This window comes from Halalkaliarchaeum desulfuricum (assembly GCF_002952775.1).
In the GTDB taxonomy this organism is placed as follows: Archaea; Halobacteriota; Halobacteria; order Halobacteriales; family Haloferacaceae; genus Halalkaliarchaeum; species Halalkaliarchaeum desulfuricum.
Genome location: NZ_CP025066.1, coordinates 821,404 through 843,282 on the forward strand (window position 1 = coordinate 821,404; position 21,879 = coordinate 843,282).

At 63.6% G+C, this 21,879-nt stretch carries 28 protein-coding genes and 1 tRNA gene; 12 read left to right on the plus strand and 17 right to left on the minus strand.

Features of this window, described 5'->3' with window-relative positions:
* Positions 1-5: 5 nt before the first annotated feature.
* A complete protein-coding gene (locus AArcSl_RS17000; RefSeq protein ID WP_193588500.1) occupies positions 6-158 on the minus strand; it encodes a hypothetical protein in 153 nt (50 codons plus the stop codon).
* Between the two features lie 291 nt (positions 159-449).
* On the opposite strand from AArcSl_RS17000, the gene AArcSl_RS04025 reads away from it, so the two are divergent.
* Positions 450-773, plus strand: coding sequence for a hypothetical protein (locus AArcSl_RS04025; RefSeq protein ID WP_119815364.1), 324 nt, complete (start codon positions 450-452; stop codon positions 771-773).
* 74 nt (positions 774-847) lie between these two features.
* Here the strand turns inward: AArcSl_RS04025 and AArcSl_RS04030 are convergent, their stop codons facing one another.
* From AArcSl_RS04030 to AArcSl_RS04040, 3 genes are all read right to left on the minus strand, one after another.
* Positions 848-1,828: an AIR synthase family protein gene (locus AArcSl_RS04030; RefSeq protein WP_119815367.1), complete on the minus strand. Its 981-nt coding sequence runs from the start codon at positions 1,826-1,828 to the stop codon at positions 848-850.
* A gap of 142 nt (positions 1,829-1,970) precedes the next feature.
* A complete protein-coding gene (locus tag AArcSl_RS04035; RefSeq protein WP_119815370.1) occupies positions 1,971-3,311 on the minus strand; it encodes an aminotransferase class III-fold pyridoxal phosphate-dependent enzyme in 1,341 nt (446 codons plus the stop codon).
* 107 nt (positions 3,312-3,418) lie between these two features.
* Positions 3,419-4,720 carry an MgtC/SapB family protein gene (locus tag AArcSl_RS04040; RefSeq protein ID WP_119815373.1) on the minus strand — a complete coding sequence of 434 codons (1,302 nt, stop codon included), beginning with the start codon at positions 4,718-4,720 and terminating at the stop codon, positions 3,419-3,421.
* Positions 4,721-4,853: 133 nt separating this feature from the next.
* Here AArcSl_RS04040 and AArcSl_RS04045 point away from each other — a divergent pair, with 133 nt between their 5' ends.
* Positions 4,854-6,155: an AI-2E family transporter gene (locus AArcSl_RS04045; protein ID WP_119815376.1), complete on the plus strand. Its 1,302-nt coding sequence runs from the start codon at positions 4,854-4,856 to the stop codon at positions 6,153-6,155.
* Between the two features lie 72 nt (positions 6,156-6,227).
* Here the strand turns inward: AArcSl_RS04045 and AArcSl_RS04050 are convergent, their stop codons facing one another.
* Positions 6,228-6,500: a PadR family transcriptional regulator gene (locus AArcSl_RS04050; protein ID WP_119815379.1), complete on the minus strand. Its 273-nt coding sequence runs from the start codon at positions 6,498-6,500 to the stop codon at positions 6,228-6,230.
* Between the two features lie 219 nt (positions 6,501-6,719).
* Here AArcSl_RS04050 and AArcSl_RS04055 point away from each other — a divergent pair, with 219 nt between their 5' ends.
* Complete coding sequence (locus AArcSl_RS04055; protein WP_119815382.1) at positions 6,720-6,995, plus strand: amphi-Trp domain-containing protein; 276 nt, start codon at positions 6,720-6,722, stop codon at positions 6,993-6,995.
* A gap of 241 nt (positions 6,996-7,236) precedes the next feature.
* On the opposite strand, the gene AArcSl_RS17005 is transcribed toward AArcSl_RS04055, so the two are convergent.
* Positions 7,237-7,383, minus strand: a complete 147-nt coding sequence (locus tag AArcSl_RS17005; protein WP_193588501.1) for a hypothetical protein — start codon at positions 7,381-7,383, stop codon at positions 7,237-7,239.
* 129 nt (positions 7,384-7,512) lie between these two features.
* Between AArcSl_RS17005 and AArcSl_RS04060 the strand changes: the two genes are divergently transcribed.
* Together AArcSl_RS04060 and AArcSl_RS17745 are read left to right on the plus strand one after the other, a co-directional pair.
* Positions 7,513-8,187 carry a helix-turn-helix domain-containing protein gene (locus AArcSl_RS04060; protein ID WP_119815385.1) on the plus strand — a complete coding sequence of 225 codons (675 nt, stop codon included), beginning with the start codon at positions 7,513-7,515 and terminating at the stop codon, positions 8,185-8,187.
* Positions 8,188-8,239: 52 nt separating this feature from the next.
* Complete coding sequence (locus tag AArcSl_RS17745; protein WP_119815388.1) at positions 8,240-8,458, plus strand: helix-turn-helix domain-containing protein; 219 nt, start codon at positions 8,240-8,242, stop codon at positions 8,456-8,458.
* Positions 8,459-8,466: 8 nt separating this feature from the next.
* Here AArcSl_RS17745 and AArcSl_RS04070 read toward each other — a convergent pair whose 3' ends face one another.
* The 3 genes from AArcSl_RS04070 to AArcSl_RS04080 all read right to left on the minus strand — a co-directional run bounded on the left by AArcSl_RS04070 (position 8,467) and on the right by AArcSl_RS04080 (position 11,118).
* Positions 8,467-8,661, minus strand: a complete 195-nt coding sequence (locus AArcSl_RS04070) for a cold-shock protein (protein WP_119815391.1) — start codon at positions 8,659-8,661, stop codon at positions 8,467-8,469.
* A 203-nt stretch (positions 8,662-8,864) separates the two neighbouring features.
* Positions 8,865-10,763: an acyl-CoA dehydrogenase family protein gene (locus tag AArcSl_RS04075; protein ID WP_119815394.1), complete on the minus strand. Its 1,899-nt coding sequence runs from the start codon at positions 10,761-10,763 to the stop codon at positions 8,865-8,867.
* A gap of 136 nt (positions 10,764-10,899) precedes the next feature.
* Entirely contained in the window at positions 10,900-11,118 is a 219-nt protein-coding gene (locus tag AArcSl_RS04080) for a hypothetical protein (protein WP_119815396.1), read from the minus strand.
* A 75-nt stretch (positions 11,119-11,193) separates the two neighbouring features.
* Here AArcSl_RS04080 and AArcSl_RS04085 point away from each other — a divergent pair, with 75 nt between their 5' ends.
* Positions 11,194-11,469, plus strand: coding sequence for an AbrB/MazE/SpoVT family DNA-binding domain-containing protein (locus AArcSl_RS04085; RefSeq protein ID WP_119815399.1), 276 nt, complete (start codon positions 11,194-11,196; stop codon positions 11,467-11,469).
* A complete protein-coding gene (locus AArcSl_RS04090) occupies positions 11,466-11,954 on the plus strand; it encodes a type II toxin-antitoxin system VapC family toxin (RefSeq protein WP_119815402.1) in 489 nt (162 codons plus the stop codon). Before AArcSl_RS04085 ends, AArcSl_RS04090 begins: the two co-directional genes overlap by 4 nt.
* A 462-nt stretch (positions 11,955-12,416) precedes the next feature.
* On the opposite strand, the gene AArcSl_RS04100 is transcribed toward AArcSl_RS04090, so the two are convergent.
* The 5 genes from AArcSl_RS04100 to AArcSl_RS04120 form a co-directional block, all read right to left on the minus strand.
* A tRNA-Gly gene (locus AArcSl_RS04100) sits at positions 12,417-12,487 on the minus strand.
* Positions 12,488-12,555: 68 nt separating this feature from the next.
* Positions 12,556-13,134, minus strand: a complete 579-nt coding sequence (locus AArcSl_RS04105) for a GNAT family N-acetyltransferase (RefSeq protein WP_119815409.1) — start codon at positions 13,132-13,134, stop codon at positions 12,556-12,558.
* A gap of 71 nt (positions 13,135-13,205) precedes the next feature.
* Positions 13,206-14,354: an acyl-CoA dehydrogenase family protein gene (locus tag AArcSl_RS04110; protein ID WP_119815412.1), complete on the minus strand. Its 1,149-nt coding sequence runs from the start codon at positions 14,352-14,354 to the stop codon at positions 13,206-13,208.
* 62 nt (positions 14,355-14,416) lie between these two features.
* The gene (locus AArcSl_RS04115) at positions 14,417-15,706 is read right to left on the minus strand and encodes an alanine--tRNA ligase-related protein (RefSeq protein ID WP_119815415.1); all 1,290 of its coding nucleotides are present in this window, start codon (positions 15,704-15,706) and stop codon (positions 14,417-14,419) included.
* Positions 15,707-15,803: 97 nt separating this feature from the next.
* Positions 15,804-16,325, minus strand: a complete 522-nt coding sequence (locus AArcSl_RS04120) for a helix-turn-helix domain-containing protein (protein WP_119815418.1) — start codon at positions 16,323-16,325, stop codon at positions 15,804-15,806.
* Positions 16,326-16,405: 80 nt separating this feature from the next.
* On the opposite strand from AArcSl_RS04120, the gene AArcSl_RS04125 reads away from it, so the two are divergent.
* From AArcSl_RS04125 to AArcSl_RS04140, 4 genes are all read left to right on the plus strand, one after another.
* Positions 16,406-16,945 carry a CBS domain-containing protein gene (locus AArcSl_RS04125; protein WP_119815421.1) on the plus strand — a complete coding sequence of 180 codons (540 nt, stop codon included), beginning with the start codon at positions 16,406-16,408 and terminating at the stop codon, positions 16,943-16,945.
* 17 nt (positions 16,946-16,962) lie between these two features.
* Positions 16,963-17,427 carry a molybdopterin-binding protein gene (locus tag AArcSl_RS04130; protein WP_133412122.1) on the plus strand — a complete coding sequence of 155 codons (465 nt, stop codon included), beginning with the start codon at positions 16,963-16,965 and terminating at the stop codon, positions 17,425-17,427.
* Between the two features lie 64 nt (positions 17,428-17,491).
* Positions 17,492-17,947 carry a DCC1-like thiol-disulfide oxidoreductase family protein gene (locus AArcSl_RS04135; protein ID WP_119815427.1) on the plus strand — a complete coding sequence of 152 codons (456 nt, stop codon included), beginning with the start codon at positions 17,492-17,494 and terminating at the stop codon, positions 17,945-17,947.
* A 20-nt stretch (positions 17,948-17,967) separates the two neighbouring features.
* A complete protein-coding gene (locus AArcSl_RS04140; RefSeq protein WP_119815430.1) occupies positions 17,968-18,444 on the plus strand; it encodes a GIY-YIG nuclease family protein in 477 nt (158 codons plus the stop codon).
* Between the two features lie 297 nt (positions 18,445-18,741).
* Here AArcSl_RS04140 and yjjX read toward each other — a convergent pair whose 3' ends face one another.
* From yjjX to AArcSl_RS04155, 3 genes are all read right to left on the minus strand, one after another.
* Positions 18,742-19,308 carry an inosine/xanthosine triphosphatase gene (gene yjjX / locus AArcSl_RS04145; protein ID WP_119815433.1) on the minus strand — a complete coding sequence of 189 codons (567 nt, stop codon included), beginning with the start codon at positions 19,306-19,308 and terminating at the stop codon, positions 18,742-18,744.
* A 26-nt stretch (positions 19,309-19,334) separates the two neighbouring features.
* Positions 19,335-20,081, minus strand: a complete 747-nt coding sequence (locus AArcSl_RS04150) for a helical backbone metal receptor (RefSeq protein ID WP_119815436.1) — start codon at positions 20,079-20,081, stop codon at positions 19,335-19,337.
* A gap of 80 nt (positions 20,082-20,161) precedes the next feature.
* Positions 20,162-20,482, minus strand: coding sequence for a hypothetical protein (locus AArcSl_RS04155; RefSeq protein WP_119815438.1), 321 nt, complete (start codon positions 20,480-20,482; stop codon positions 20,162-20,164).
* Positions 20,483-20,525: 43 nt separating this feature from the next.
* Here AArcSl_RS04155 and AArcSl_RS04160 point away from each other — a divergent pair, with 43 nt between their 5' ends.
* The gene (locus AArcSl_RS04160) at positions 20,526-21,716 is read left to right on the plus strand and encodes a coenzyme F420-0:L-glutamate ligase (RefSeq protein ID WP_119815441.1); all 1,191 of its coding nucleotides are present in this window, start codon (positions 20,526-20,528) and stop codon (positions 21,714-21,716) included.
* Positions 21,717-21,879: the final 163 nt, after the last annotated feature.

The following is a 21,879-nucleotide window of genomic DNA, read 5'->3' on the forward strand; positions in this document are numbered from 1 at the left end:
GGAGATCACGCGATCTCGTAGCGAACGACCGACTCCGTCTCGCACTCCGGACACTCCGAGACCCCTTCCTCCAGCGTCCGTCCGCAGCGTCGACACTCGAAGATCACCTCCGTTTTCTCCCCACGGCCGAACCAGTCACCGCTGGTGAGCCCTCCCATGGGAGCAGCCACACGTCCGACACTGATAAGTATTGGTGACTGTTTATCCCCGCGCTGTACTGCGGTTAGAAGCACTTATAAGCGAAAATCCGGCGGAATTTCCACCCTGTAATAAGGGTCGTTTCCGATCCGAACGCGGACAAAACTCCGAGCTAGTCACCGAAGAAATCGCCGGCTTTCTGAATGACTTTCTTGTCCCCACACCCAGTCGTCCGTTCAGGAGACCAAACGCGATTCCACTGGACGCAGTAGTTCGAAAACCGTATCCGACGCGCGGCCCCCCTGACGGGCATGGGACTCGACGACCTCACGGACGACATCACCGCAGAATACGGCGAACTCGACGACGAGTACCCCCTCGAACTCGACCGGGAGACGAAAAACGAACTCGCGATGCTCGCGGCGGTGTTCGACAGCACGGACACCGACGAACTGATCCGGCGCGGGATCCACGCCCTCTTCCGATCGACGGTCGACACCGGCGACCTCGATTTCCACCTCCGGCAGTCGTACGACGTCACATACGACGAGTATCTCGCCGGCATGACCTACGACGAGATGACCGGCGCCGACCAGTTCCCCCAGCGGGACGACGAACGCCGATACCAGATGTAGTCTCCGAGTTCAGGAGAACGTTTTCGAGCGGGAGCAGGAGCGGTTCCTGTGACCTCGATGCAGGACACCCGCGTTCACGACCACAGCGCGTACATATCGTCCCGGGGCACCTCGGTCAAAAGCGCACCGTCGATCTCGACGCCGGCGGCCTCTCTGCCCTCCACGCCCTCGATTCGACCGATCTCGGCGGCCTCGATCCCCGCCTCGTCGGCGGCCCCCAGGGCGTCGCCGACCGTCTCTTCCGGAACGGTCGCGAGCAATGCCCCGGAGCCGAACGTCCGGAGGGGATCGATCCCGAGTGTGTTCGCCAGTGCTGCTGTCTCCTCCCGGACGAGGATGTCGTCCCGCGACACCACACACCGGACCTCCCCCGCCAGCGCGAGTTCGACGAGCCCCGCCAGCACCCCGCCCTCGGTCGGGTCGTGCATCGCGGTCGCAAACGGACCGATCGCCTCCGCGTCGGGGACGACGCTGAGCCACTCGAAGAAGTCGGCGGCACGGTCGATCGTCGCCTCGTCGACGTCCCCCTCGAGCTCCGCCCGGAAGTCGGTCGCCATGATACCCGTGGCTTCGACGCCGGCGCCCTTCGTGAGCAGGAGCCGGTCGCCCGGCTCGGCGCTGCCGGTGGCGACGTAGCGGTCGGTCAGTCCCATTGCGGTCATCGCGAGCAGGGGACGCTCCAACTGCGCGGAGCGCTCCGTGTGCCCGCCGACGATGGTGGTGCCGACCTCCCGGGCCGCCGCGTCGAGCTGGGCGGTCACCCGGTCGAGCGTCTCGACGGCGTCCGCTTCGGGGAGGAGGATCGTGCTCGTGAGCCACCGCGGGTGGGCACCGGAGGCGGCGACGTCGTTGCAGGCGACGTGGACCGCGATCGTGCCGACGTGCTCGGCGGCGAGCGAACAGGGGTCGGCGTTGATTACGAGCGTCTCATCGCCAATCGGAACCGCGGCGGTGTCCTCGCCGAACGCCGCACCCTGAATCAGATCGGGCTCGGGCGCACCCGTGCGTCCGTACACCAGCCGCGAGATGGTCTCGGGATCGAGTTTTCCGGTCACAGTCCGGTCACTGCCGTTCGGTTCGACGCGGACTGAAAAGGAGTCTTCGACTTCCTGATTCCCGATCGTCGTCGCGTCGCCCCTCCGGTTTCGTCTGGAGACCCGTGACTGTCACGGATCTGTATAAGTCGGCGATCCGCCTCTAGGCGACGTCCCCGATCGCCTTTCGAAGCAGGTCACATCCGATCTCGATCTCGCGTTCAGTCACGTCCAGCGGCGGCAGGATCCGGAGCACCTTGTGCCCACAGGAGAGCGTCAACAGCCCCCGCGCGAACGCGGCCTCGTGGACGTCGTCGCGCAGCTGTTTGGACTCGAACTCGACGGCGAGCATCAGCCCCTTCCCGCGGACGTCCTCGACCCCCTCGAGGTCGGCGTCCCGCATCGTCTCGAGGAACTGCCGCCCCCGCGTCCGGGCGTTCGAGAGCAGATCGTACTCCTCGATCGCGTCGAACGTGAGTGCCCCCTGTGCCGACGAGAGGATATCGCCGGCGCCCCACGTCGAGGAGAGTCGACTCCGCTCGTCGGGGAACACGTCCGCTCGGGAGATCGTCGCCCCGACCCGCAGCGCCTTCGCGCTCGCGATGACGTCCGGCTCGATCGCGTAGTGATCTGCACCCCACATCTTCCCGGTGCGGCCGAGCCCCGACTGGATCTCGTCGGCGACCAGCGTGATGTCGTACTCGTCCGTGAGGGCAGCGATCTCGTCGGTGAACGCGTCGCTGGGGAAACGATAGCCGCCTTCGCCCTGGATCGGCTCCACGATGAGATACGCGACCTCCTCGGGGGTTATATACCCCCGTTCGGGGTGGAGTTGCTCGCGTAGCCGGGACGCGCCGTCGACGAAAAAGCCACACGAACACGTCTCGGCCGTACAGTCGCTATCCTGACAGAACGGGACGTCGTGAATCGATGCGATTTCGGGGAACCGGCGTCGGTACACCTCCTTCGACCGGTTGAGCGACAGCGCGCCCAGCGTCCGGCCGTGGAAGGCGCCCTGGAAGGTGATCCCGTACTTCGCGCCGTCGGCGTGGTCGTAGGAGATCTTGAGGGCGTTTTCGACCGCCTCCGCGCCGGAGTTCGAGAGGAACACCGTGTCCATGTCGTAGTGGTCGGTGGCGTCGGTGAGCCGATCCATCAGCTCCGAGGGACCGGGGATCCCCTCACCCGGTGCGTCGCCGCCGGCGACGTAGAAATCTTGACCCGCGATCTTCAGCGGATCCACCAGATCGAACTCCCGGAGGGGCTCCATGATCTTCGGGTTGTTGTACCCGAGCGGGGCGGCGGCGACGTGGCTCGTGAAATCTAAGAGAACGTTGCCGTCGACGTCGGTACAGAACGGCCCTTCCGCCGGCTTCGTGGAGTCCCACACGAACTCGTACACGTACGTGCTTGGTGCGGCGAACTCGTGGTGGTACTGCACCCACTTCTCGGCTCGCTCTCCCGGCAACTCGTCGACCCGTGGCTCGGCAGTGTCCCGATCCATACGTGTACCCACCAGCAGCGGGATGTTAAATCTGCCCGGTTCGTTTCGGATCGGGAAAATATTGCGAGGCCGGCGTGATGGCGTCCGTTCGAAACGCTGTGTCGGTTTCAGAACGCGTAAATTACGACCGTTCCGACCCCGGCGACCAGGATGGTGACGCCGCTCCAGAGCGCGACCCGCCGGGCGAACGCCCAGGGACCACCGGTCGCGAGCGCCGCCTTGACGACGATGCTCGCAGCCGTCGCAAGCAGGATCGCGACGACCGTCTCGGTCGTGGTGATCGTTCCTCCACGGAACAAAAGCACCGCCGACGTGGTCACGCCCGCCGAGGAGACAAGCCCCGAAATCAGCGCGCTCGCATACAGCCCGCTGGTGCCGAACTGCGCTTCCGCGACCGACGAACCGGCGAGGATAAACAGGAACACCGAGCCGAACGCCAGCGCGTTCTTCAGGGAGAACGGGCTCTCGAGTTCCATCTCGACCTCGGCCGACCAGTCGGCGACGACGTACGCGACGAGGACGCTCCCGACGACGATGATCCCCAGCGGAACGACCGCGTCAATCAAAAGCGGGCCGGCAGCCCCGAAGGTAAACACCAGCGCGAGCGCCAGGTTGCGCAGCGCCATCGCCGCGTTGGCCAGTAACACGCCCGCGACTCCGTACTGGATCCCCTCCGGCTGCTGGCGGACGTGATCCAGCATCGCGCCGACGACCGCCGCCGACGAGGCGAGTCCGCCGAAGAAACCGGTGACGGCGATCCCCCGGCCGCCGTACGACCGTACGAGCGCGTAGTTTACGATCCCGATCCCCGCCACCGAAACGACGAGCAGCCAGGCGATCCGCGGCTCCAGGGGAACGCCCAGGAACTCCATCTGTCCCGGCGGCAACAGTGGATAGATCACGAACGCGAGGATTGCAAACTCGGTCGTCGAGCGGAGCTCTCGACGGGAGAGGTTCCCGGCCAGCCCGTGGAGTTCACGCTTGAGCACAAGCAACGCCGAGGACACTACGGCGACGGTGATCCCCTCGATAATGAATCCGAGCGTGACGAGGATGCCGACCCCGTACGCGACCATAAGGGATACGGCCGTCGTAAGCGCCAGCGGGTCCTCGCCGGTCGACTCGACGTTTGTGAGCCCCTCTATGGACAAAAGCGCCCCGACGACGATCACGAGGAGCCCGCCGACGACCGGAAGCAACACTCCGAGACCGCCGTCGACGGCGACGACGGTGAACACCGCTCCCAGAATCGCCGTCAAGGAGAACGTTCGGATGCCGGCTGCCTTGTCGGACCACTCCCGTTCGAGCCCGAGAAACAGTCCCAGCGCCGCCGCCAGCGCGATGCGAACCACGGGCTCCTCGAAGGGCACCCCGAAGAACACCTGGGCCGGCGTGGCGAGGACGCTCATCTCGGTTGGTTAGATGGACCCCGGGCACATATGTTGCACTATATAGGAATATATACTTCATCCGTCCTGGTCCGGGGCGAGGCAAGCGATGGCTGTCGGCAGTCTTTTGGGTTCCATGGGCGCCACATAGTGTATGTCACGGCTGGAGGAAGCGTCGACGTCGTCGGAATACGGCTGGCTCGCGTTCGGCCTCCTGCTTTTCGCCCTCGTCGGCTACGTTGTCGTCTCCTTCATCGGTGTCGTCGTTTTCGCTCTCTTCCTGTATTACGCGACGCGCCCGGTGTACCGCCGGATCGTCGCACGAACCGGTCACCCGAATCTCGCGGCCGCGCTGGCGCTCGTCGTGCTCGCGTTGCCCGCGATTCTCGTCGTCGGCTACGCGATCGCGATTGCGATCCGGGAGATACAGGAACTCACAGCGATTCCAGGCGTGGATCTCGATGCGTATCCCGAACTCGGTCGCTTCCTTGAAGAACTGGACGATCCCGGAGCGGTGGTGGATCGACTGGGACGGGAACTACTCGAGGGCGATCTGGCGGCGAGTCTACTGGAGTGGCTCACCTCGATCGCCGACACGGCCCTGGTGCTCGCGGTGGCGCTGATCCAGTTGTTCGTGATGGTGGTGCTGGCGTTTTACCTCCTCCGGGACGACCGAAAGCTGACCGCCTGGGTACTCGAGACGTTCGACGACGAAGAGCGGACGCTGCGAGCGTACCTCCTTGCGGTCGACTACGATCTCCGATCGATCTTCTTCGGGAACATCCTCAACGCCTTCATCACCGGTGCGATCGGGGCAATCGTCTTCTCGGTACTGAACGCGTTCGCGCCGGCCGGAGTGGCGATTCCCGCGGCGGCGCTTCTGGGACTGATCGCCGGCGTCGCCAGCCTAATCCCCGTCGTCGGGATGAAACTGGTGTACGTTCCAGTGGCTCTCTATCTCGGACTCCGATCGGTATTTATGGTCGGTACGGAGACACTGTGGTTCGTCGCTCTGTTTCTCGTCATCTCGTTCGTGTTCGTCGACAGTATTCCGGACCTGATCTTGCGACCGTACGTCTCCGGACGGAGTCTCCACGTCGGAGCGGTGATGCTGGCGTACACGCTCGGTCCACTGCTTTTCGGCTGGTACGGGCTGTTTCTGCTGCCGATACTGCTGGTGCTCGTCGTCCAGTTCGCGCGGATCGTCCTGCCGACGAAACTCGGCGAGGAGACCCCCGAACCGCCGCCCGTGGATCCGTACGTCGTCTCCGTCGCCGACGTCAGCCGAGAGATTTCCGGAGACACAATCGGAGACGCGGACGGAGACACGGACGGAGACGCGGCCGGAGACGCCGCCACGGAGACGCCTACTGACGACGACACCGCAAACCGAGAGACGGACGACGATCAGCCCGACGGCGAGACGAACGACGGAAAGAAGCGACCGGAAAAGTAGCCGAGCGCTCGACAGTCGAACTGACGATCGGATCGTTCGAAGCGTTTGAAGCGTTCGGGTCGTTTGGATCGGTCAGTCGATGTACTGCTCTTCCCACTCCTGACGCGCCTCGATCTCCCGGCGACCGCGGCGAGTCAGCGTGTAGTAGTTGGTCCGGCGATCGCGCTGGCCCTTCTCGACGAGACCTTTGTCGACGAGCGTGTCGAGGTTGGGATACAGCCGCCCGTGGTGGATCTCCTTTTCGTAGTAGTTTTCCAGTTCCTCTTTGATAGCGAGCCCGTGCGGTTCGTCGAGTCCCGCGATGACGTACAGCAGGTCTCGCTGAAAGCCTGTCAGATCGTACATCGGTTATATCCATCTGTAGATACAATATCGCATCTCAATAAAGTTGTCGGCTCGAATTTCAGTATGGCCAAGCAACTACGGGTAGAGGTGCGCTACTGGTGTGTTATCGAAATACGATTTCCTGTAAAACAGATGTACTATCGGTGGAAAGGTTGGTCACCCCAGAGTGAATCTCTCCGGGAGTATGAATTTATCTCCCCGCAGCTCCTCAATGCAGATATGCCCGAAGAAGTGATCTTCTCGACGGAACGACGCACCGAACGGTCCGAGATCGCAACGATGCTCCGGTCTGTTGCCGACAAACTCGACGCCGGCGAGCCGGTGACGCTTACGGCCGGCGATCAGTCGGTGACACTCGAGGTGCCACCGCGCCCCACATTCGAGGTCAAGGCGGAACGAGAAACCGGAAGCGGTCCGGCCGAGTTGAGCGTCGAGTTCGAACTCGAGTGGCCGGAAGGCGCTCCCGAGACGGACGAATCGCTCTCCATCGAGTGATCGGTTCGTCGAAAAGGTAGCAAGCCGCGAAAGATCGCGGCTGTGCCGCCCTAAATTGGTCCCCGCTGACGCTTCGGCCCTCCAAGCGAAGCGTCACCCGATTCTACCGATGGGATAGACTTAAAGATGTCGCCGGTGTTCGTCCGCCGGGAACCGGAATGACTTTTTTTTACCCGAGTGGCCCTCGATCGGAGGACGACTTCCGGTGTCGCCACGGGTGAGGTGACGTCGGACGTCGCGACTAGATGTACTCCTCCTCGAGAACCCAGCCCAGCGCTCTCTTGTAGTAGGTGAACATCTGTCTGACTCCTTCGTGGCGCATCTCCTCGCTTTCGAGTTGCTCTTCGAGGAACTCGTACTGCTCTCGGATTTCCTCTTCCTCGCGCATACGTCGAGTCAGGACGGGAGCCGGATCAAACTTCCCCGGCGTCTCCGTCCCACTCTCGGGTTCTCGTTATGTTCTCACGCGACAGGAAAAGGAAAACGTGTCTTAAGACGCGATACCATACCGAAGGGTATGAGTGGCGTTCCCTCGCTGACCCGCGAGGAAAGCTCTCCGGAGGTGGGAGAGGAACTGACGAAGATGGAAGACAGGCGCCTCCGGGTAGAGCTCGAGATAGAACGTGGCGGACCGTGCACCATGGACACCGTCGACGGCAACATCGTCGACGTCGACGTCAGATTCGACGAAGGAGACTGCCAGTGTGACATCGGCGTTCAGAAACGAACCGAAGACGGCGAACAGACGACGACCAAGTACTTCTCGAAAGACATCTGCGATCACTGTCCCGGAATCGTCTTCACCGACCACGGCTGCATCCCGCGGTACCTTCGGATCGGCGACGGGTCGTTCGTGATGGAGACGTACGTCCCGGACACCGAGACCGTCTCCTCGATCGTGAGCGACGTGCGCGAACGCTGCAAGCGGGTAACCGTCCGGTCGATCACCTCCACTGAACGCCTCGAATACCCTCAAACCTGCACGATCGACGTCTCGTCGCTGACTCGCAAGCAGCGCGAGGCGATCCACAGGGCCAAACAGGCCGGCTACTACGATCCGGACACGAAAGTGCCCCTCGAAGAACTGGCCACGGAAATCGGCATCTCCAAATCCGCGCTCTCCCAGCGACTGCAGCGCGCGGAGGCGAACGTCATCCGACAGTTGTCCTGCGAGTGCGACTGCTGGGAATGAAAGCGATGGGGTATTCGAACGGAAGGATCCGCCGGATAGGTTAAAACTTTCATTGGTCCAGAGTATCATCTATCGTCGCCCGAGCCGTTCGGACGACTATCGGAACCCGAAGGGGGCCGATCTTGGTGATGTCGCCGACGAAATCGGTGTGAGCAAGTCTGCCGTTTCCCAGCGGCTCAAAGCCCTCGAACGCAAGATGATGGTCGAGCTAATCGACTCGTGTGTCGAAGAATGCCGCAGTCGGCCAGCGTCGCCGCAAGGCGACGGTTGAAACCGTAGTTAAACGCGAGTGACGTTCGTCGCTCGCGGGCCCTTGGGGGCCTGTTCGATATCGAATTCGATCTCCTGTCCCTCCGTCAGATCTTCGCCGCCGACATCCTCCATGTGGAAGAATACGTCGTCGTCGGAGTCCTCAGTCGCGATGAAACCGTAACCGCCCGTGTCGTTGAAGAAATCAACCTTACCGTTTGCCATTGCAAATAGATGGAGGCCGGTGAGACGGATAAGGATTCCGTATTCGTTTTTAAAACAATATTTCTTTCAAACAGACATTCACTAAACTACGTATTTCGAGTTATATCTATCCACACGTCGGGTTCTCGGTTACAAACCCGCCTGTTTGGCCACTGAATGGGGGACGTCCCGTCGCTCCGCAACTTCCTCGTTTCGCTATCCAGTCAGCCGGACGGCGACTCAGCCAGTCGATTCGGATCGACCTCGTCGTACCGGACGACCGCGTCGAAATACTCCATCGGTAGTGCTTCGCCGGTCGTGACGCCGCGAGCGTCCCGGTCGGAGAACGTCTCCTCGATGAACAGCCGGGCGACGACGGCCTCCCGTGCGTCCGAATCCTCCGCGAGCGATCGCTGGGCACGCGACAACAACAGGACCGCAGTAAGCACGTCGTAGATGTACTCTGTCACTTCCTTCGCCTCGTGTTGTGCGTAGTCGCCGTCCCCTGACCCGAGTGCCACGAGCGCCTCCTGGAGCGCCCGAAACTCCTCGCGCACCGTCGTGGCCTGTTCCTCCAGGAGTGGATGCTCGACGTCGTCGAGATACCCCTCGACGAGCGGGATCAACGCCTCGTGGGCGCGTTCCGTCTCCATTGCCCGGAGGACGTCCAGCGAGAGGATGTTGGCCGTCCCCTCCCAGATTGGAAGCGCCTGGACGTCGCGATAGAGCCGGTGGGTCACGAACTCCCGGACGTAGCCGTTGCCACCCTGGATCTCCATCGCATAGGAGGCGGTGTCGACGGCCGCGCGGGTGGTCACGTGTTTCGACACCGGCACGAGGAGCCGCATGAGCCGGAACGCGCGATCGTCACCGTGGTCTCGTTCGTACCGATCGAACCACCGGGCGGCCTCCATCGCGAACGAAAGCGTCGCCTCGTGGGTGACTGCCATCTCGACGAGATCACGTTGTAACAGCGGGAACTCCCCGATCGGCTGTCCGAACGCTTCCCTGTTTGCGGCGTGGATCTTGCTCTCCAGTAAGAGCCGGCCGATGATCCCGACCGCGCCCACGGAGTTCGTGACGCGCTCCCAGTTCAGCATCGTCGTCATGTACTTGAACCCCCGCTCGGGCTCCCCGACGAGATAGCCGGTCGTCCCGTCGAACTCCACCTCGCCCGTGGGGACGCTCTCGGTTCCCAGCTTGTCCTTGAGCCGGCGATATATCTGGGGGTTCAACTCGCCGCTCGGGAGTTCGTGAGGAACCAGAAACAGCGACAGCCCCTTCGTTCCCTCCGGGGCGCCCGGGCGCCGACCGAGCGCCAGCGTTCCCTGGGCGTCGATGTTCGAACAGAACCACTTCTCTCCGGTGAGTTCGTACGTCCGTGTCTCGATCGGGTCCTCGGGGGCGATCACTCCGCCGTCGCCGTGGACTCCCCTCCCTTCCTCGTCGGTCGCGGCCGTCCCCTCGTCGTCCCGTCCGGTGGCTTCCTCCGTTGCGGAACTCGTTGCTTCGCGGGGGACGCCCACGGGTTCTGCGGTCGTCTCGGCGGCCCCGACGTCGCTTCCACCTTGCTCTTCAGTCAGGAACATTCCCCCCTCGATGACGTCGTCGTACTCCCGGGCGGTGAGCCCCTCGAAGTACTCCTCGTAGTGGTTCCCGTGATCGTGGTTCCGGAGCACAAGCGCCGCCCCGACGGTCATGGACTGCGAACACACAAGTCCGGTGTCGGCATACGACAACAGCAACTGCATCGTCAGCGTGTGGACCAGTCCCAGTGGTTCCTCCCGCCCCGGCGGCGGTTCGAACGCGTCGGCGAGGATCCCGCGTTCGTAGATCAACTCCTCGTTCTCGAACTGCTTCGGGTAATACCGAACCTCGTTCAGCAGGTCGCCGTGTCTGTCGTAGGTCCGGAGTTCGGGTCCGTGTTCGTCGATCAGATCTGCGTTGTCCGCGATCGTGTGCCCGACCACGCCGCCGAACTCCTCGAGGCGTTCGGCTGCCCACTCGAACTCCTCGTCGGGATACACCCGCCCTGCCGCCGCCTGCAACGCCGGGTTCAGTCGCCAGTAGTTGACGTCCTTTCCCTCCTCGTACTCGCCGTACTCGAACGGTGGACCATCCATGTGTTACAATAACAACACACACGATCGTGATGAATATTGGTGAATTCGTGTAGGGTTCTTCCGTGTTTATTCGTGATTCAACCTGCGTTTCTCGAACACGCGGCGCCCTGCATGGATTCCACCAGCTACGACAGTCTCAGTAGCTATCAGTATAGGCGAACTCAAGGAGGTCGGCCGTAGAGAAGTCGTCCTGTCCAGTGGTCGGCCCGGGAAGCGTCGGCGTCCATCCGGGCTGGACGCTCAGGAACGACCCCGGATCTTCCTCGATTAGGCCGACGAATGTTTCGGCGACGATGCGGCTCCCAACCGGTCCGAGGTGATCCCCACCGCTTGCGATTTTGGCCTCGGCGAGCACTTAGACTATAATGGTTCCTCAGGTAGCGCAAGCGTTTTGTATGTCAACATAGTAGTGGGTATCAGGTGATTCGAAATGGGTAAGGATTCGGTCGAGGTGGCTTCCGGGGAAGAAATCACGCTGAAAGTCGATGATAGAGGAAGAGTCACGCTTCCAAAAGAGATTCGGGACCAACTCGGAATCGAGTCGAACGACGAGATTCCTGCACGGCTGATTGGCTCGGTTCTGGAGGTCAATCCCAAGCCGAGTTCGAAGCTCCAGACGGCAACAGCGGACCGCGATTCGTGGGAGAACACGACCCCGGCTGACGCTGGTGAAGGCCTCTTCGGACCGATGGAAAACAACGAATGACCAGGCAAGGAGACTCGCTTCCAACCGAGGTGACGGTCCTCACGGATGTCAACATCCTCGCCATTGCACTCACTGACGATCATCCAGCGTACGATGAGGTCTACCCGTGGATTGAAGATGCACTCGATGGGCCGAATGCGTTGCTCGTGTTTGACTACTACCCCCTTCGAGCACAGTATATTATGACGCAACAATTCGGTGTCGAACCGGTGGACGCCCGAAACGCCGTCCAGTCACTGGTTCAGAGCCCGGTTCGGATAATCAGTGCCACCGACACCACAGTGCTCGATGCATACGAGATCAGTGCCGAGAAAAACCACGACGTGTACGACGCATTTCTTCTCGCGCTTGCCCGGTCGTATGATGCTGACTATCTGCTCACCACTGATGCTGACTTCGAAGAACTCTGTGAAACGGAAGAGGTGACGTATCATAACCCGATTCCGGCAGAGAAACGCGACGTTCTGACCGTCACTGAGGGGTGACGAGTTTTCTGACATGAAGAAGGTTCATCTGGTGAGTCGGATCATTCGGAAATACGATCATAGGTGGTCGATTAAGAACGGGTTCAAGAAGATCAAACGTTTCCGTGTTCGGACAATCTCGATGAAGTACGAGTACCGGTTTTTCAATTTTTACATGCCTGTACGATGTACAACGCGTGGCGGTTGGTTGACCTTCTGGTAAAGGTAGAGATGCCTGAAAAGTGCTGTACGAGACGGAGGAGCGTATGCGCAGGCCGGGAGTCCCGCGAGGGATGCGAGGTCGAACGAAGTGAGACCTCGAAACGTGAACGGCGACCGGAGGGAGCCGTGAACGAAGTGAACGAGTGGGACTACGGGCGGCGCACGAACGGAGCGAGCGGGAAGCCGCGAGCAGGGCGAGGTCGAGCGCAGCGAGACCTCGAAAGGCGAACGGCGACCGAAGGGAGCCGTGAGCCGAGTGAGTGCGCCGGCCGGGATTTGAACCCGGGCCATGAGCTTGGAAGGCTCAGGTCCTACCACTAGACCACCGGCGCTCACGTACAACCAGCCGGTCGCGGTTTAAGGGTGTTACTCTTTCCGGCGCCCGCCACGACGCCGTCCGTCATCCCCGGGGGTCGTACTTATACGTCGCCTCGTCGGGATCGATGCCGAAGTCCTCCGGCGTCTCTTCGGGACCCGCATCTTCGGCGTCGCGCTCTGCTGCCGACTTGAACCGCTCGCGGAGCCGGTCGGGCATCTCGAACCCGTCGACGTCGATCCGCAGCGGCTGAATCTCGTCGCTCACCGTCTCGCGCTTTTCAGTGATTCGCTCGGCGATCGGCGCCGGCAGCTCCTCGGGATCCGCGAACTCGAAGCCGAACTGGACGAGGTACTCCGGCTGATCAGTGAGCGAGTACACCTCCCCGAACCCCTCGTCGCCCGCTTTCTGGAGGAGTCGCTCGATCACGTGGGCGCCGACACCCTGGTCGCGCCAGCCGTCGAGCACGCCGATCCCCGTGATCTCGCAGGCGTCGGGATCCTTGTGGATCCGTATCCGGCCGAACCCCGCCCGGGTGTTCGACTCCTCGTCGACCGCGATGACGTAATCGCGCGACCGAAACGCGGCGTCGTCCAGGCCCATCGCCTCGATGTGGTCCAGAAGCCAGACCTCCTCCCGGTTTCGCGCATCGCGGACGTACATGGTACATCTAACTCCCCCACGGGAGAAATCGTTTGTGGGGAATCGGGCCGTCGGTTGCACTCGACTGCGGGTTACTCAAGTACGCCCCTGGCGATGATCTCCTTTTGAATCTCCGTGGTTCCCTCGTATATTTCGGTGATCTTGGCGTCCCGATACAGGCGCTCGACGTCGAACTCCGTGGTGTAGCCGTAGCCGCCGTGGATCTGGACCGCCTCGTTCGTGACCGCCATCGCGGTCTCGCTTGCGTGGTACTTCGCCATCGAGGCGGCGACGCGGTTGTCCTCGCCGGCGTTCGCCTGCCGGGCCGCCTCCCGGACCAGCAGCCGCGAGGCAGCGATCCGGGTCGCCATCTCGGCGAACTTGTGCTGGATCGCCTGGATGTCCGCGATCGGCCCGCCGAACTGCTCGCGCTCGCCGGCGTACTCGCGGGCCTCGTCGAACGCCGCCTGCGCCAGCCCAACCGACTGGGCGGCGATGCCGATCCGACCGCCAGTGAGGATCCGGAACGCCGCCGAGAGCCCCTTCCCCTCTTCAGTGAGCCGGTTCTCGGCCGGGATCCGCGCCCCGTCGAACCCCAGCGACGTCGTGTCCGAGGCGCGCAAGCCGAGTTTCTCCTCCTTCTTCCCGACGGTCACCCCCGGCGTGTCGCCAGGAACCAGGAACTGCGTGACGCTTCCGGGATCGTCGGGGTCGGTCTTCGCGAAGACGACGTACACACCCGCGCGCTGGCCGTTGGTGATCCACATCTTCTCGCCGTCGAGGACGTACTCGTCTCCGTCCCAGCGCGCGACCGTCGACATCTCGGCGGGGTTGGAGCCGGCGTGGGGCTCCGAGAGCGCGAACGCCCCGACCGGCCGGCCGTCGACCATCTCCGGGAGCCACCGCTCGCGCTGCGCCTCCGAGCCGAACGTCGCGATACAGGAAGTCGCCAGACAGTGGACCGAAAGCGCAGTCGCGACCGCCAGCTGCCCGTAGGCCACACCCTCGTTGACGACGCTGTAGGTGACGCGACCGGCGTCGAACCCGCCGTACTCCTCGGGAACCGTCAACCCGGTGAGATCCAGCTCGGCGAGCCCGTCCCAGACGTCCTCGGGGAACGTCTCCGTCGCGTCCGCCTCCCGGGCGCCCGGCCGGATCTCCTCGGTCGCGAACTCGTAGACGAGATCCCGGATCGCCCGCTGTTCGTCGGTGAGCGCCGAGTCGCTGGGTGGCAGTGACATGGGCACCGTTTCGCTCCGGCGAAGAAAAAGCCCACTCCCCGAAAGTGCGGTCCGGTCCCGGGTCACTTACCGCGCAGCCAGGCGAGCACCTCCTCGGGATCGGCGCCGAGCCCGCCCCCCTGGGCGAACGTCGGGCCGCCACCCCCGCCTCCGCCGAACTGGTCGGTGATCTCCTCGACGACTTCGCCCGCCGCGGGCTCGCCGCCGGTGGCGACCACGACGAACGGCGCGTCGCCGTCGCCGACGACCGCCGCGACGTCCGGACCGTCGTCCTCGCTGGCGATCTGCGACTGGAGCCGATCGCCGACCTCGTTCGGGCCGAACCCCTCGACTGCACCGACCTGCCACCGGGCGCCGTCCCTGTCGACCGTCTCGAGCGACGAGAGCCGGGCTTCGAGCACCTCCCCTTTCAGCGACTCGAGTTCCTCCGAGAGCGCGTCGTTCTCCTCGGCGAGACGGGCGACCGCCTCGGGGAGCTCCTCGATCCCGACGTCGACCTCCCGGGCGGCCGACAGCGCCGCGCGGTGGACCGTCGCGTCGCGCCGGATCCCGACCGGCCCGACCGCGAACTCGATCCGGGTGAGCCCCTCGCCGGGGTTCGACCGCGAGAGCACCTCCACCGGACCGATCTCTTCGGTGTTCGAAACGTGGGTTCCCCCGCAGGCGGCCGCGTCCCACGCCGAGCCGTCCAGTGCGAGCGCCTCTTTTGCCTCCTCGGTGTCGAGCTCGCCGAGGTTCCCCCGCGTGTCGCCGCCGACGGTGACGATCCGGACGGTGTCGGCGCCGGCCATGACACCCTCCTCGGTTTTGGTGTTGAACGCCACCGCCTCGTGATCGCGGGCGGTCTCGACGTCGACCTCACCCCACGAAACCGGATACGAGTCCCACACCGCACGGTTTGTCAACCGCTCGAGTTCGACGAGTGCGTCGTCGTCGACGTCGGAGGGCGTCGCGAAGTCGACCCGGACCTTCCGATCGTCGATGTCGAAGCCGCCGTACCCCAGGTCGTCGAACAGCCGCCGCCCGGCTCCGTACAGCACGTGACTCGCCGTGTGAGCCCGCATGCAGTACGTCCGGAACGTGTCGTCGACGATGCACTCGACTTCCTGGCCAGGCTCGAACTCGGACTCGAGACCGCCTTCCGGGGACGCGAGCCCGTGGTGGACCTCGCCATCGACGTCCCACACGTCCGCCACCGCGGTTCCGTCGATGAACCCTCGATCGGCGGGCTGGCCGCCGGAGGCGGCATAAAAGTACGTCTCGTCCAGCACGACCGCGTCGTCGGTGACGCGATCGACGGTTGCGGAGAACGTTCGAACCGACGGGTCGTCGGGTGCGCGTGAGCCGGTCATGTCCGCCGGAACGTGAGCCGGTTCGATAAAACTGTCCCACTGGCGGTACCTGCCGGAGCCTCGCGTCGGTCACGACGGAATCGCCGGGACGAAACGGCTACTCGTCGACCAGTTCCACGTCGAGGCGCTCTTCGACCGCGCGCACGACGGATCCGCCGACGTTCGCGCGGGCGGCCCGGCCCTGTTCGATCGCCAGCAGGTCGTCCTCGTCGACGTCCAACTCGGCGGCGAGTTCTTCGATGCGGAGCCCGGCGTCCTGTCTGGCACGTTCTGCGCGTTCCCCGTACTCGGAGACGAGATACGGCAGCCGGTCGCTCTCGTAATCGGTGCCTTCCTTTTCCCAGTGGCTCGAATCGCCCTTGCCAGCGTCGTACATTTTGGCCGCCTGCTGGGCCGCCCGCTTTTTCCGGCTGGGCTCGTCGTCGTCGCGGGTACTCTCCCGGTCCCGCTTCTTTTCGGACTGCGTTTGGTTGCTTCCGTGGGGCTCACAGTCGCGACAGACCAGAAGCTCCGCGCCGGCGACGTTGGCGGGCCGGAGATTCCCCGTCTCCCGCCCGCACAGCTCGCAGGCGTCGCCGTCGCCGCCGCCGCCACCCCCGCCCGTGGAATACTTGGCCATGTGTCCGGGTACGCGCCCGGCCTTTTAAAGCATGGGTCGCGGCCCAAAACCTTATCAATAACTCCTGGTTATTTACAGGTATGGAACTGCCGACGCCGCAGGACCTTCGCGAGCGGCGGACCGAACTCGAACTCACCCAGAGCGAACTCGCAGACGCCGCCGAGGTTTCACAGCCGCTCATCGCCCGGATCGAGGGCGGGGACGTCGACCCGCGGCTGTCGACGCTTCGACGGATCGTGGCCGCCCTCGACGAGGCGGAAGGCGACGTGGTTCGTGCAAACGACCTGATGCACGAGTCCGTGGTGAGCGTCGAACCCGACGACTCCGTAAGCGAAGCGGTCGACCTGATGGAGCGGGAAGCGTACTCCCAGTTGCCGGTGTTGCAAAACGGCGTGCCGGTCGGCTCGATCAGCCAGAGCGACGTGATCCACGCCGGCGAGAACGTCGGAAACGAACCCGTAAGCGAGATCATGAGCGAGTCGTTCCCGACGGTGTCACAGGACGTGACCGTCGACGAGATCCGGAACCTCCTGGATCACTACAAGGCGGTCGTCGTCACAGAGGGGGGCGAAGCCGTCGGGATCATCACCGAGGCCGACATCGCCGCCTACCTCTCGTGAGCGAACCCTCGAGATCCATGACACACGACAGTGCGGCTGCGACGGTGACGGTCCGGGGCGACCGGACGATACTGCTCGCGGACACGCCCGCGGTACGCGAGGAGTACGGCTGGGAGTCCCGGCGGTTTACGATCCACTGCCACACCGGCCGGATCGTCACCGGCCGCTGGGCGGGCGTGCCGCTCGGACCCGCGATCGAGGCGGCCGACTTCCCGGACGACACCACCCACGTGCTGGCGACGGGCGGGGACGGCCACCGGGCGTGCATCGAAATCGGACCGACGCTGGACGGCCTGGTCGGCTTCGTCTGCGAGGAGATCGACCGCGGCCACGACGACGAGTTCGACGACGACTGGCGGGACACCCCCCGGCTGCTCTCGCCCGACATCGACTCCGCCCGGACCGTGCGGGACGTGGTGGCGATTACTGCGCTGTCGCTGACCTCCGAGGAGGACCCAGAGACGTACGAGGCGATTGTCTGACCGACAGAGCGGACAGGATTCGACCGCCTGAGCGACTTATCCGTTCGGCGCCCGTAGTTGTCCTATGGACGAACCGAGAACGGGTGATGCATCCGAGATACGGACAGTCCTCATTTACGACGGCGAGTGTCCGTACTGTTCGATCGCGGCGACTGCGGTCCGTCGGCTCGAGGACGTCGCAGTCGTCTCGTGGTACGACGACGCCGCCCAGGAGTTCTTGACGGCGCAGTTCGGGGAGGCGCCGTTCGCGATGGTGCTCGTCGACGCCGACGAGAGGCGCGTTTACGCGGGCCGCAAAGCAGCGCGTGAGCTCGCCGACCGAGCGGGCACACCCAAACTGGTCGGATCGCTCGTTCGGGACAACTACGAGCGGATCGCCTCGGCGATCGGTCGCGCCAGCGGTCGCGACCGCGAGGCGGCTCCGTACCACGAGGAGTACCCGCTCGAGGAGGCGGCCGCCCAGCGGTTCGACGCGCTCGCGGCCGCCGCACGCGAGGCGATCCCGGAGGGACTACGGTAACGCGGGTTCGATCGGCGACGATGACCGAACCGAGTTCGACCCAAGAGGGCCCTCCGTCGAACGGCACATACACGCTCCTGGTCGCCGTCACCGAGCGGTTCGAGGCCGAGGTCGGAGCGCTGGGCAGGAAACGGTTCGACGCGCCGGTTTACTGTTATACGGGGAGCGCATTTGGGACCGGCGGGTTCGGCCGGATCGACAGACACCGACGGCTCGCCGCCGGCGAGAGCGACGCCCGACACTGGCACGTCGATTACCTCCTCGGCCATCAGGCGACGACGCTTGCGGGAGTCGTCAAAACCCACGGCGAGGACGTCGAATGCGTCGTCGCGCGACGGCTCGGCGACGGACCGATTTCGGGGTTCGGTGCGTCCGACTGCGACTGCCCGAGCCACCTCGTCTCCCGGGAGGGTTTCGACGCCGCGATCGCGGAAGTACAGACAGTCCACGCCGACATCGTCGATGCTGCAGCCGTCACTGTCGAACAGTTCGAGTGATACCCGAAAACTGCCGACGTGGCCGGACGCCGGGCACACAGTCCGGCCGGTCGGCGTTTCGTGACGCGATCGTCCGGGCAAACGATCGCACGCCGGGAACGACAGGGCGGTCGGGCAGAACGTCCCGTCGTCGGCTGCCGGATGTCAGAGGCACCCCGGCACCGATGAACATGGCGTTTTTCGTATTTACGTTATCTGTTGCAGATCTGATCAAGATATGAATATACTATTAAAAAACTTCCTTTTATTTATAACTAATACCGGTGTTTGAAGGCGAGTATATAACTCCGACCGGGCCTACTCGTACAGCGAACAGACGAACGGCCCGAGCGCACCGGCGACAGCCTGCGAGAGCGCCTCGGCGCGGTCTATCCGGCCGCCGGTGAACACCCCCGCTGCACCCTGCTTTTTGGCGATTTCGCTGGTTCCCAGGACGTCGTCCATCACCGGACCCAGCTCCTCGCCGGCGTCGATTCGATCGACGATCCTCGCCGGGAGGGCGATACTCGGCCCGGCCGCGACCCCGACACGATCGCCGTCGGTCACAGCCGCCCACATGACGAGAAACCGCCCGTCACGGCCGACGATACGCTCCCGACTGACGTGATCGCGCCCCGAAAACGTCGCCACGCCGCCCTCGATCCCGACGCCGAGATCGTACTTGCCTGTCGCGTACGCTCGTTCGGCGCGGACCTCCGCGCCGGTGCACGTCTCCGCGTGGCCGGTCGGCTGTTCGTCGACTCCGGAGTCGACCTCGACCGGTTCGACGTCGGCCCCATCGCCGAAGTCGTCCGCGTCGCTTTCGATCGCCAGCTGTACCGCCCGGCGCTTCACGGGATTCGTGCTCCCGACGGCGACTCGCATGTCGAGAGGACCGTCCGGAACCGCGTTCAGTCTTCCGGATGCAGTCGATCGGAAAGCAGCTCGATCCCGTCGAGCAGCCGCGGGCTCGGCTGGTTCAACAGGGAGTCGTCGACGACGTGGATTTCGGGGTCGACGCCCCATCCCCTGCCCGCGATCCGGTCGGGCGAGACGCGGTCGCCGTGTCCACAGACGTGCAACACCGCGTGGTCGGGATCTGCGTTTTCGACGGTTTCCCGTCGGATCTCCCGCGAGCGCTCCCCCGGAGACACGAAGGGATACCGGCCGCCCGCGGCCCGGACCGCGTCGGGGACCCAGTTGCCCGCCGCCATCGGCGGATCCGACCATTCCTCACAGTAGACGACGGGGCGGTCCCGGTCGGCGACCCGCGTTTCCACGGCGTCGAGACGCTCTCGCGACGCGCGGGCGAGTCTCGTTCCGGCGTCGGTCTCGCCGAGTACCTCCCCGAGCGCTTCGAACCCCTCGATAACGTCGTCGAGCCGGGCGGGTTCCCGATGGACGACGTCGTACCCCCGGTCGTGGAGTTCCTCGCGGATCTCACGCTGGAGTTCGTCGCTCGTACAGACGACCGCGGGGTCGATCTCGCGGATCCGGTCGTACGACGGGTTCAACCAGCCGCCGACTCTCGTGACGTCGGCCCTCTCCGCGTCCACCGAACAGTGTGTGGTCACGCCCGCGAGCCGATCCGTCAGGCCCATCGCCGCGATCGTCGCGGTCGCGCTCGGTGCCAGCGAGACGATCGGTGACGCGTTCATTATCGGGTGATAGCGGCGTGAGCTTATAAACCGGTGTGGACGCCCCGGGTCGGCAGGGTGGCTGCGATCTCGGAGGTCGTCTAGATCTCGACCGATCGCCAGGAACACCTCGGCGATGTCGAAGCAGTCCCGGAGGAGACGATCGGGCGCGCCGAGTACAGGGATGTCCCCGAACCACAGGGCATTATGGAAACGAGTTCGGGACGATCTGCGAGCGCGAACAGCAGGCCCACCACCGGGTCGTGGAAGGACAGATGAGCCGCGGTCACCGACAGTTGCTGGAGTTTGTCGATCCGGCCGAACACCGGTCGGAGTCCGGAGAGTATCCCCGAGTGTGCGAACGACGACAATACAGTGGAGGACAACGCCGGTAACTCGATCCGGCAAACGCCGAAACACATCGAAACTGGGAACTATTCGAGTACGAAATACGTACTCGTTCAAATGACAGGCATTCCTGACTACGTGGGCCCGTGTGCCTTCGGCATCGAAATGGGCGTTCTCCTCCCGGGATGTGACCTCCAGTCACAGGTCATCGAAGCGCTGGAAGAGGTCGTCGAAGACGGATTCCTCACGGACGGGGACACGATCTGTCTGACCGAATCGGTGGTCGCTCGTTCACAGAACAACTACGTAACGAAGGCGGAGATCGCCCAGGAGATCCGCGAGGGTTGCACGCTCACTCCGGAACAGACGATCGGCGTCGTCTTCCCGATCACAAGCCGCAACCGCTTTGTTCCGATCCTCGCAGGCATAAGCCGGGCCGTCCCGGACGGCAAGGTCATCGTGCAACTGCAATATCCGACAGATGAGGTCGGAAACCGAACGCTCCCACCCGAGGTTGCAGCGGAACTCGAAGCGGAGACGGACGACCATATCACGACAGACGACCTCGACCGGCGCTACCCGCATCCGATAACGGAGATCGATTACATCCAGCTGTACCGGGAGACGATTGCCGAAGAGGGTGCGGAACCGACGATCTTCTTGAGCAACGATCCGGAGAGGATTCTCGAATATCAGCCGGACGCTGTCATCGTCTCGAACGTCCACGAGCGAGAGAAGACTCGAGAAGCTGTGGCCGCATATCACGATAACGTATTGACACTACAGGAGTTGGCTAACGACGAGACAAACGACGCGTGGTCGGAGTGGGGGTTACTCGGCAGCAATATGTCCTCGGGCGAGAAGATAAAACTCGCCCCACGTCGGGCGGACCAGTTTGCCGTCGAATTACAGGAGCGTATCGACGACGAGTTCGACAAACAGGTCCACGTCATCATCAATGGAGATGGCGCGTACAAAGATCCGAGCAGCGGCATCTACGAGCTCGCCGACCCCTGTGCCGTCTTCGGAGCGACGCCGGATCTCGAAGATACACTCCGGGGAGGTGTCAAATACAAGTTCCTCGTCGACAAGTATCACGAGGAAGAAAAATCCAGAGAAGAGATCTCGGAGATACTGGCGGCGGAAGCCGAGGAGCATCACGTGGAGAGTAGCATCGAATCAGAGGGAACGACTCCCCGCCAACTTCAGAATATTATCGCCAGCCTGGCCGACCTGCTGACCGGATCTGCCGACGCCGGAACCCCGCTCGTTCTGGTCAAAGGCATAACGGGGAGTTCGAACGACTGATACTGTCTGTTGGGGGAAGTTACCGTTTCGACCGCCAGACGGACCGCTTCCGCAGAAAACCGTGGAGTCCGCCCTTTCCACCTGATTATCATTTCGTAGTGGATCAACCCGTTTCTCGGCTGTTGAGCCGTTAATTAAATAGTGGCCTGGGAAACCCAGGATC

Excerpts from the sequence above, each read along its gene's own strand:
- AArcSl_RS04150 (WP_119815436.1), bottom strand. The coding sequence starts at position 20,081 with ATGAACGCGTCACCGATCGTCTCGCTGGCACCGAGCGCGACCGCGACG.
- AArcSl_RS17005 (WP_193588501.1), bottom strand. The coding sequence starts at position 7,383 with ATGCGCGAGGAAGAGGAAATCCGAGAGCAGTACGAGTTCCTCGAAGAG.
- AArcSl_RS04105 (WP_119815409.1), bottom strand. The coding sequence starts at position 13,134 with ATGTACGTCCGCGATGCGCGAAACCGGGAGGAGGTCTGGCTTCTGGAC.
- yjjX (WP_119815433.1), bottom strand. The coding sequence starts at position 19,308 with ATGCGAGTCGCCGTCGGGAGCACGAATCCCGTGAAGCGCCGGGCGGTA.
- AArcSl_RS17000 (WP_193588500.1), bottom strand. The coding sequence starts at position 158 with ATGGGAGGGCTCACCAGCGGTGACTGGTTCGGCCGTGGGGAGAAAACG.
- AArcSl_RS04110 (WP_119815412.1), bottom strand. The coding sequence starts at position 14,354 with ATGTCACTGCCACCCAGCGACTCGGCGCTCACCGACGAACAGCGGGCG.
- AArcSl_RS04160 (WP_119815441.1), top strand. The coding sequence starts at position 20,526 with ATGACAGGCATTCCTGACTACGTGGGCCCGTGTGCCTTCGGCATCGAA.
- AArcSl_RS04040 (WP_119815373.1), bottom strand. The coding sequence starts at position 4,720 with ATGAGCGTCCTCGCCACGCCGGCCCAGGTGTTCTTCGGGGTGCCCTTC.
- AArcSl_RS04045 (WP_119815376.1), top strand. The coding sequence starts at position 4,854 with ATGTCACGGCTGGAGGAAGCGTCGACGTCGTCGGAATACGGCTGGCTC.
- AArcSl_RS04140 (WP_119815430.1), top strand. The coding sequence starts at position 17,968 with ATGACCGAACCGAGTTCGACCCAAGAGGGCCCTCCGTCGAACGGCACA.
- AArcSl_RS04050 (WP_119815379.1), bottom strand. The coding sequence starts at position 6,500 with ATGTACGATCTGACAGGCTTTCAGCGAGACCTGCTGTACGTCATCGCG.
- AArcSl_RS04135 (WP_119815427.1), top strand. The coding sequence starts at position 17,492 with ATGGACGAACCGAGAACGGGTGATGCATCCGAGATACGGACAGTCCTC.
- AArcSl_RS04070 (WP_119815391.1), bottom strand. The coding sequence starts at position 8,661 with ATGGCAAACGGTAAGGTTGATTTCTTCAACGACACGGGCGGTTACGGT.
- AArcSl_RS04055 (WP_119815382.1), top strand. The coding sequence starts at position 6,720 with ATGCCCGAAGAAGTGATCTTCTCGACGGAACGACGCACCGAACGGTCC.
- AArcSl_RS04085 (WP_119815399.1), top strand. The coding sequence starts at position 11,194 with ATGGGTAAGGATTCGGTCGAGGTGGCTTCCGGGGAAGAAATCACGCTG.
- AArcSl_RS04035 (WP_119815370.1), bottom strand. The coding sequence starts at position 3,311 with ATGGATCGGGACACTGCCGAGCCACGGGTCGACGAGTTGCCGGGAGAG.
- AArcSl_RS04130 (WP_133412122.1), top strand. The coding sequence starts at position 16,963 with ATGACACACGACAGTGCGGCTGCGACGGTGACGGTCCGGGGCGACCGG.
- AArcSl_RS04120 (WP_119815418.1), bottom strand. The coding sequence starts at position 16,325 with ATGGCCAAGTATTCCACGGGCGGGGGTGGCGGCGGCGGCGACGGCGAC.
- AArcSl_RS04025 (WP_119815364.1), top strand. The coding sequence starts at position 450 with ATGGGACTCGACGACCTCACGGACGACATCACCGCAGAATACGGCGAA.
- AArcSl_RS04125 (WP_119815421.1), top strand. The coding sequence starts at position 16,406 with ATGGAACTGCCGACGCCGCAGGACCTTCGCGAGCGGCGGACCGAACTC.
- AArcSl_RS04060 (WP_119815385.1), top strand. The coding sequence starts at position 7,513 with ATGAGTGGCGTTCCCTCGCTGACCCGCGAGGAAAGCTCTCCGGAGGTG.
- AArcSl_RS04155 (WP_119815438.1), bottom strand. The coding sequence starts at position 20,482 with ATGTGTTTCGGCGTTTGCCGGATCGAGTTACCGGCGTTGTCCTCCACT.
- AArcSl_RS04115 (WP_119815415.1), bottom strand. The coding sequence starts at position 15,706 with ATGACCGGCTCACGCGCACCCGACGACCCGTCGGTTCGAACGTTCTCC.
- AArcSl_RS04090 (WP_119815402.1), top strand. The coding sequence starts at position 11,466 with ATGACCAGGCAAGGAGACTCGCTTCCAACCGAGGTGACGGTCCTCACG.
- AArcSl_RS04075 (WP_119815394.1), bottom strand. The coding sequence starts at position 10,763 with ATGGATGGTCCACCGTTCGAGTACGGCGAGTACGAGGAGGGAAAGGAC.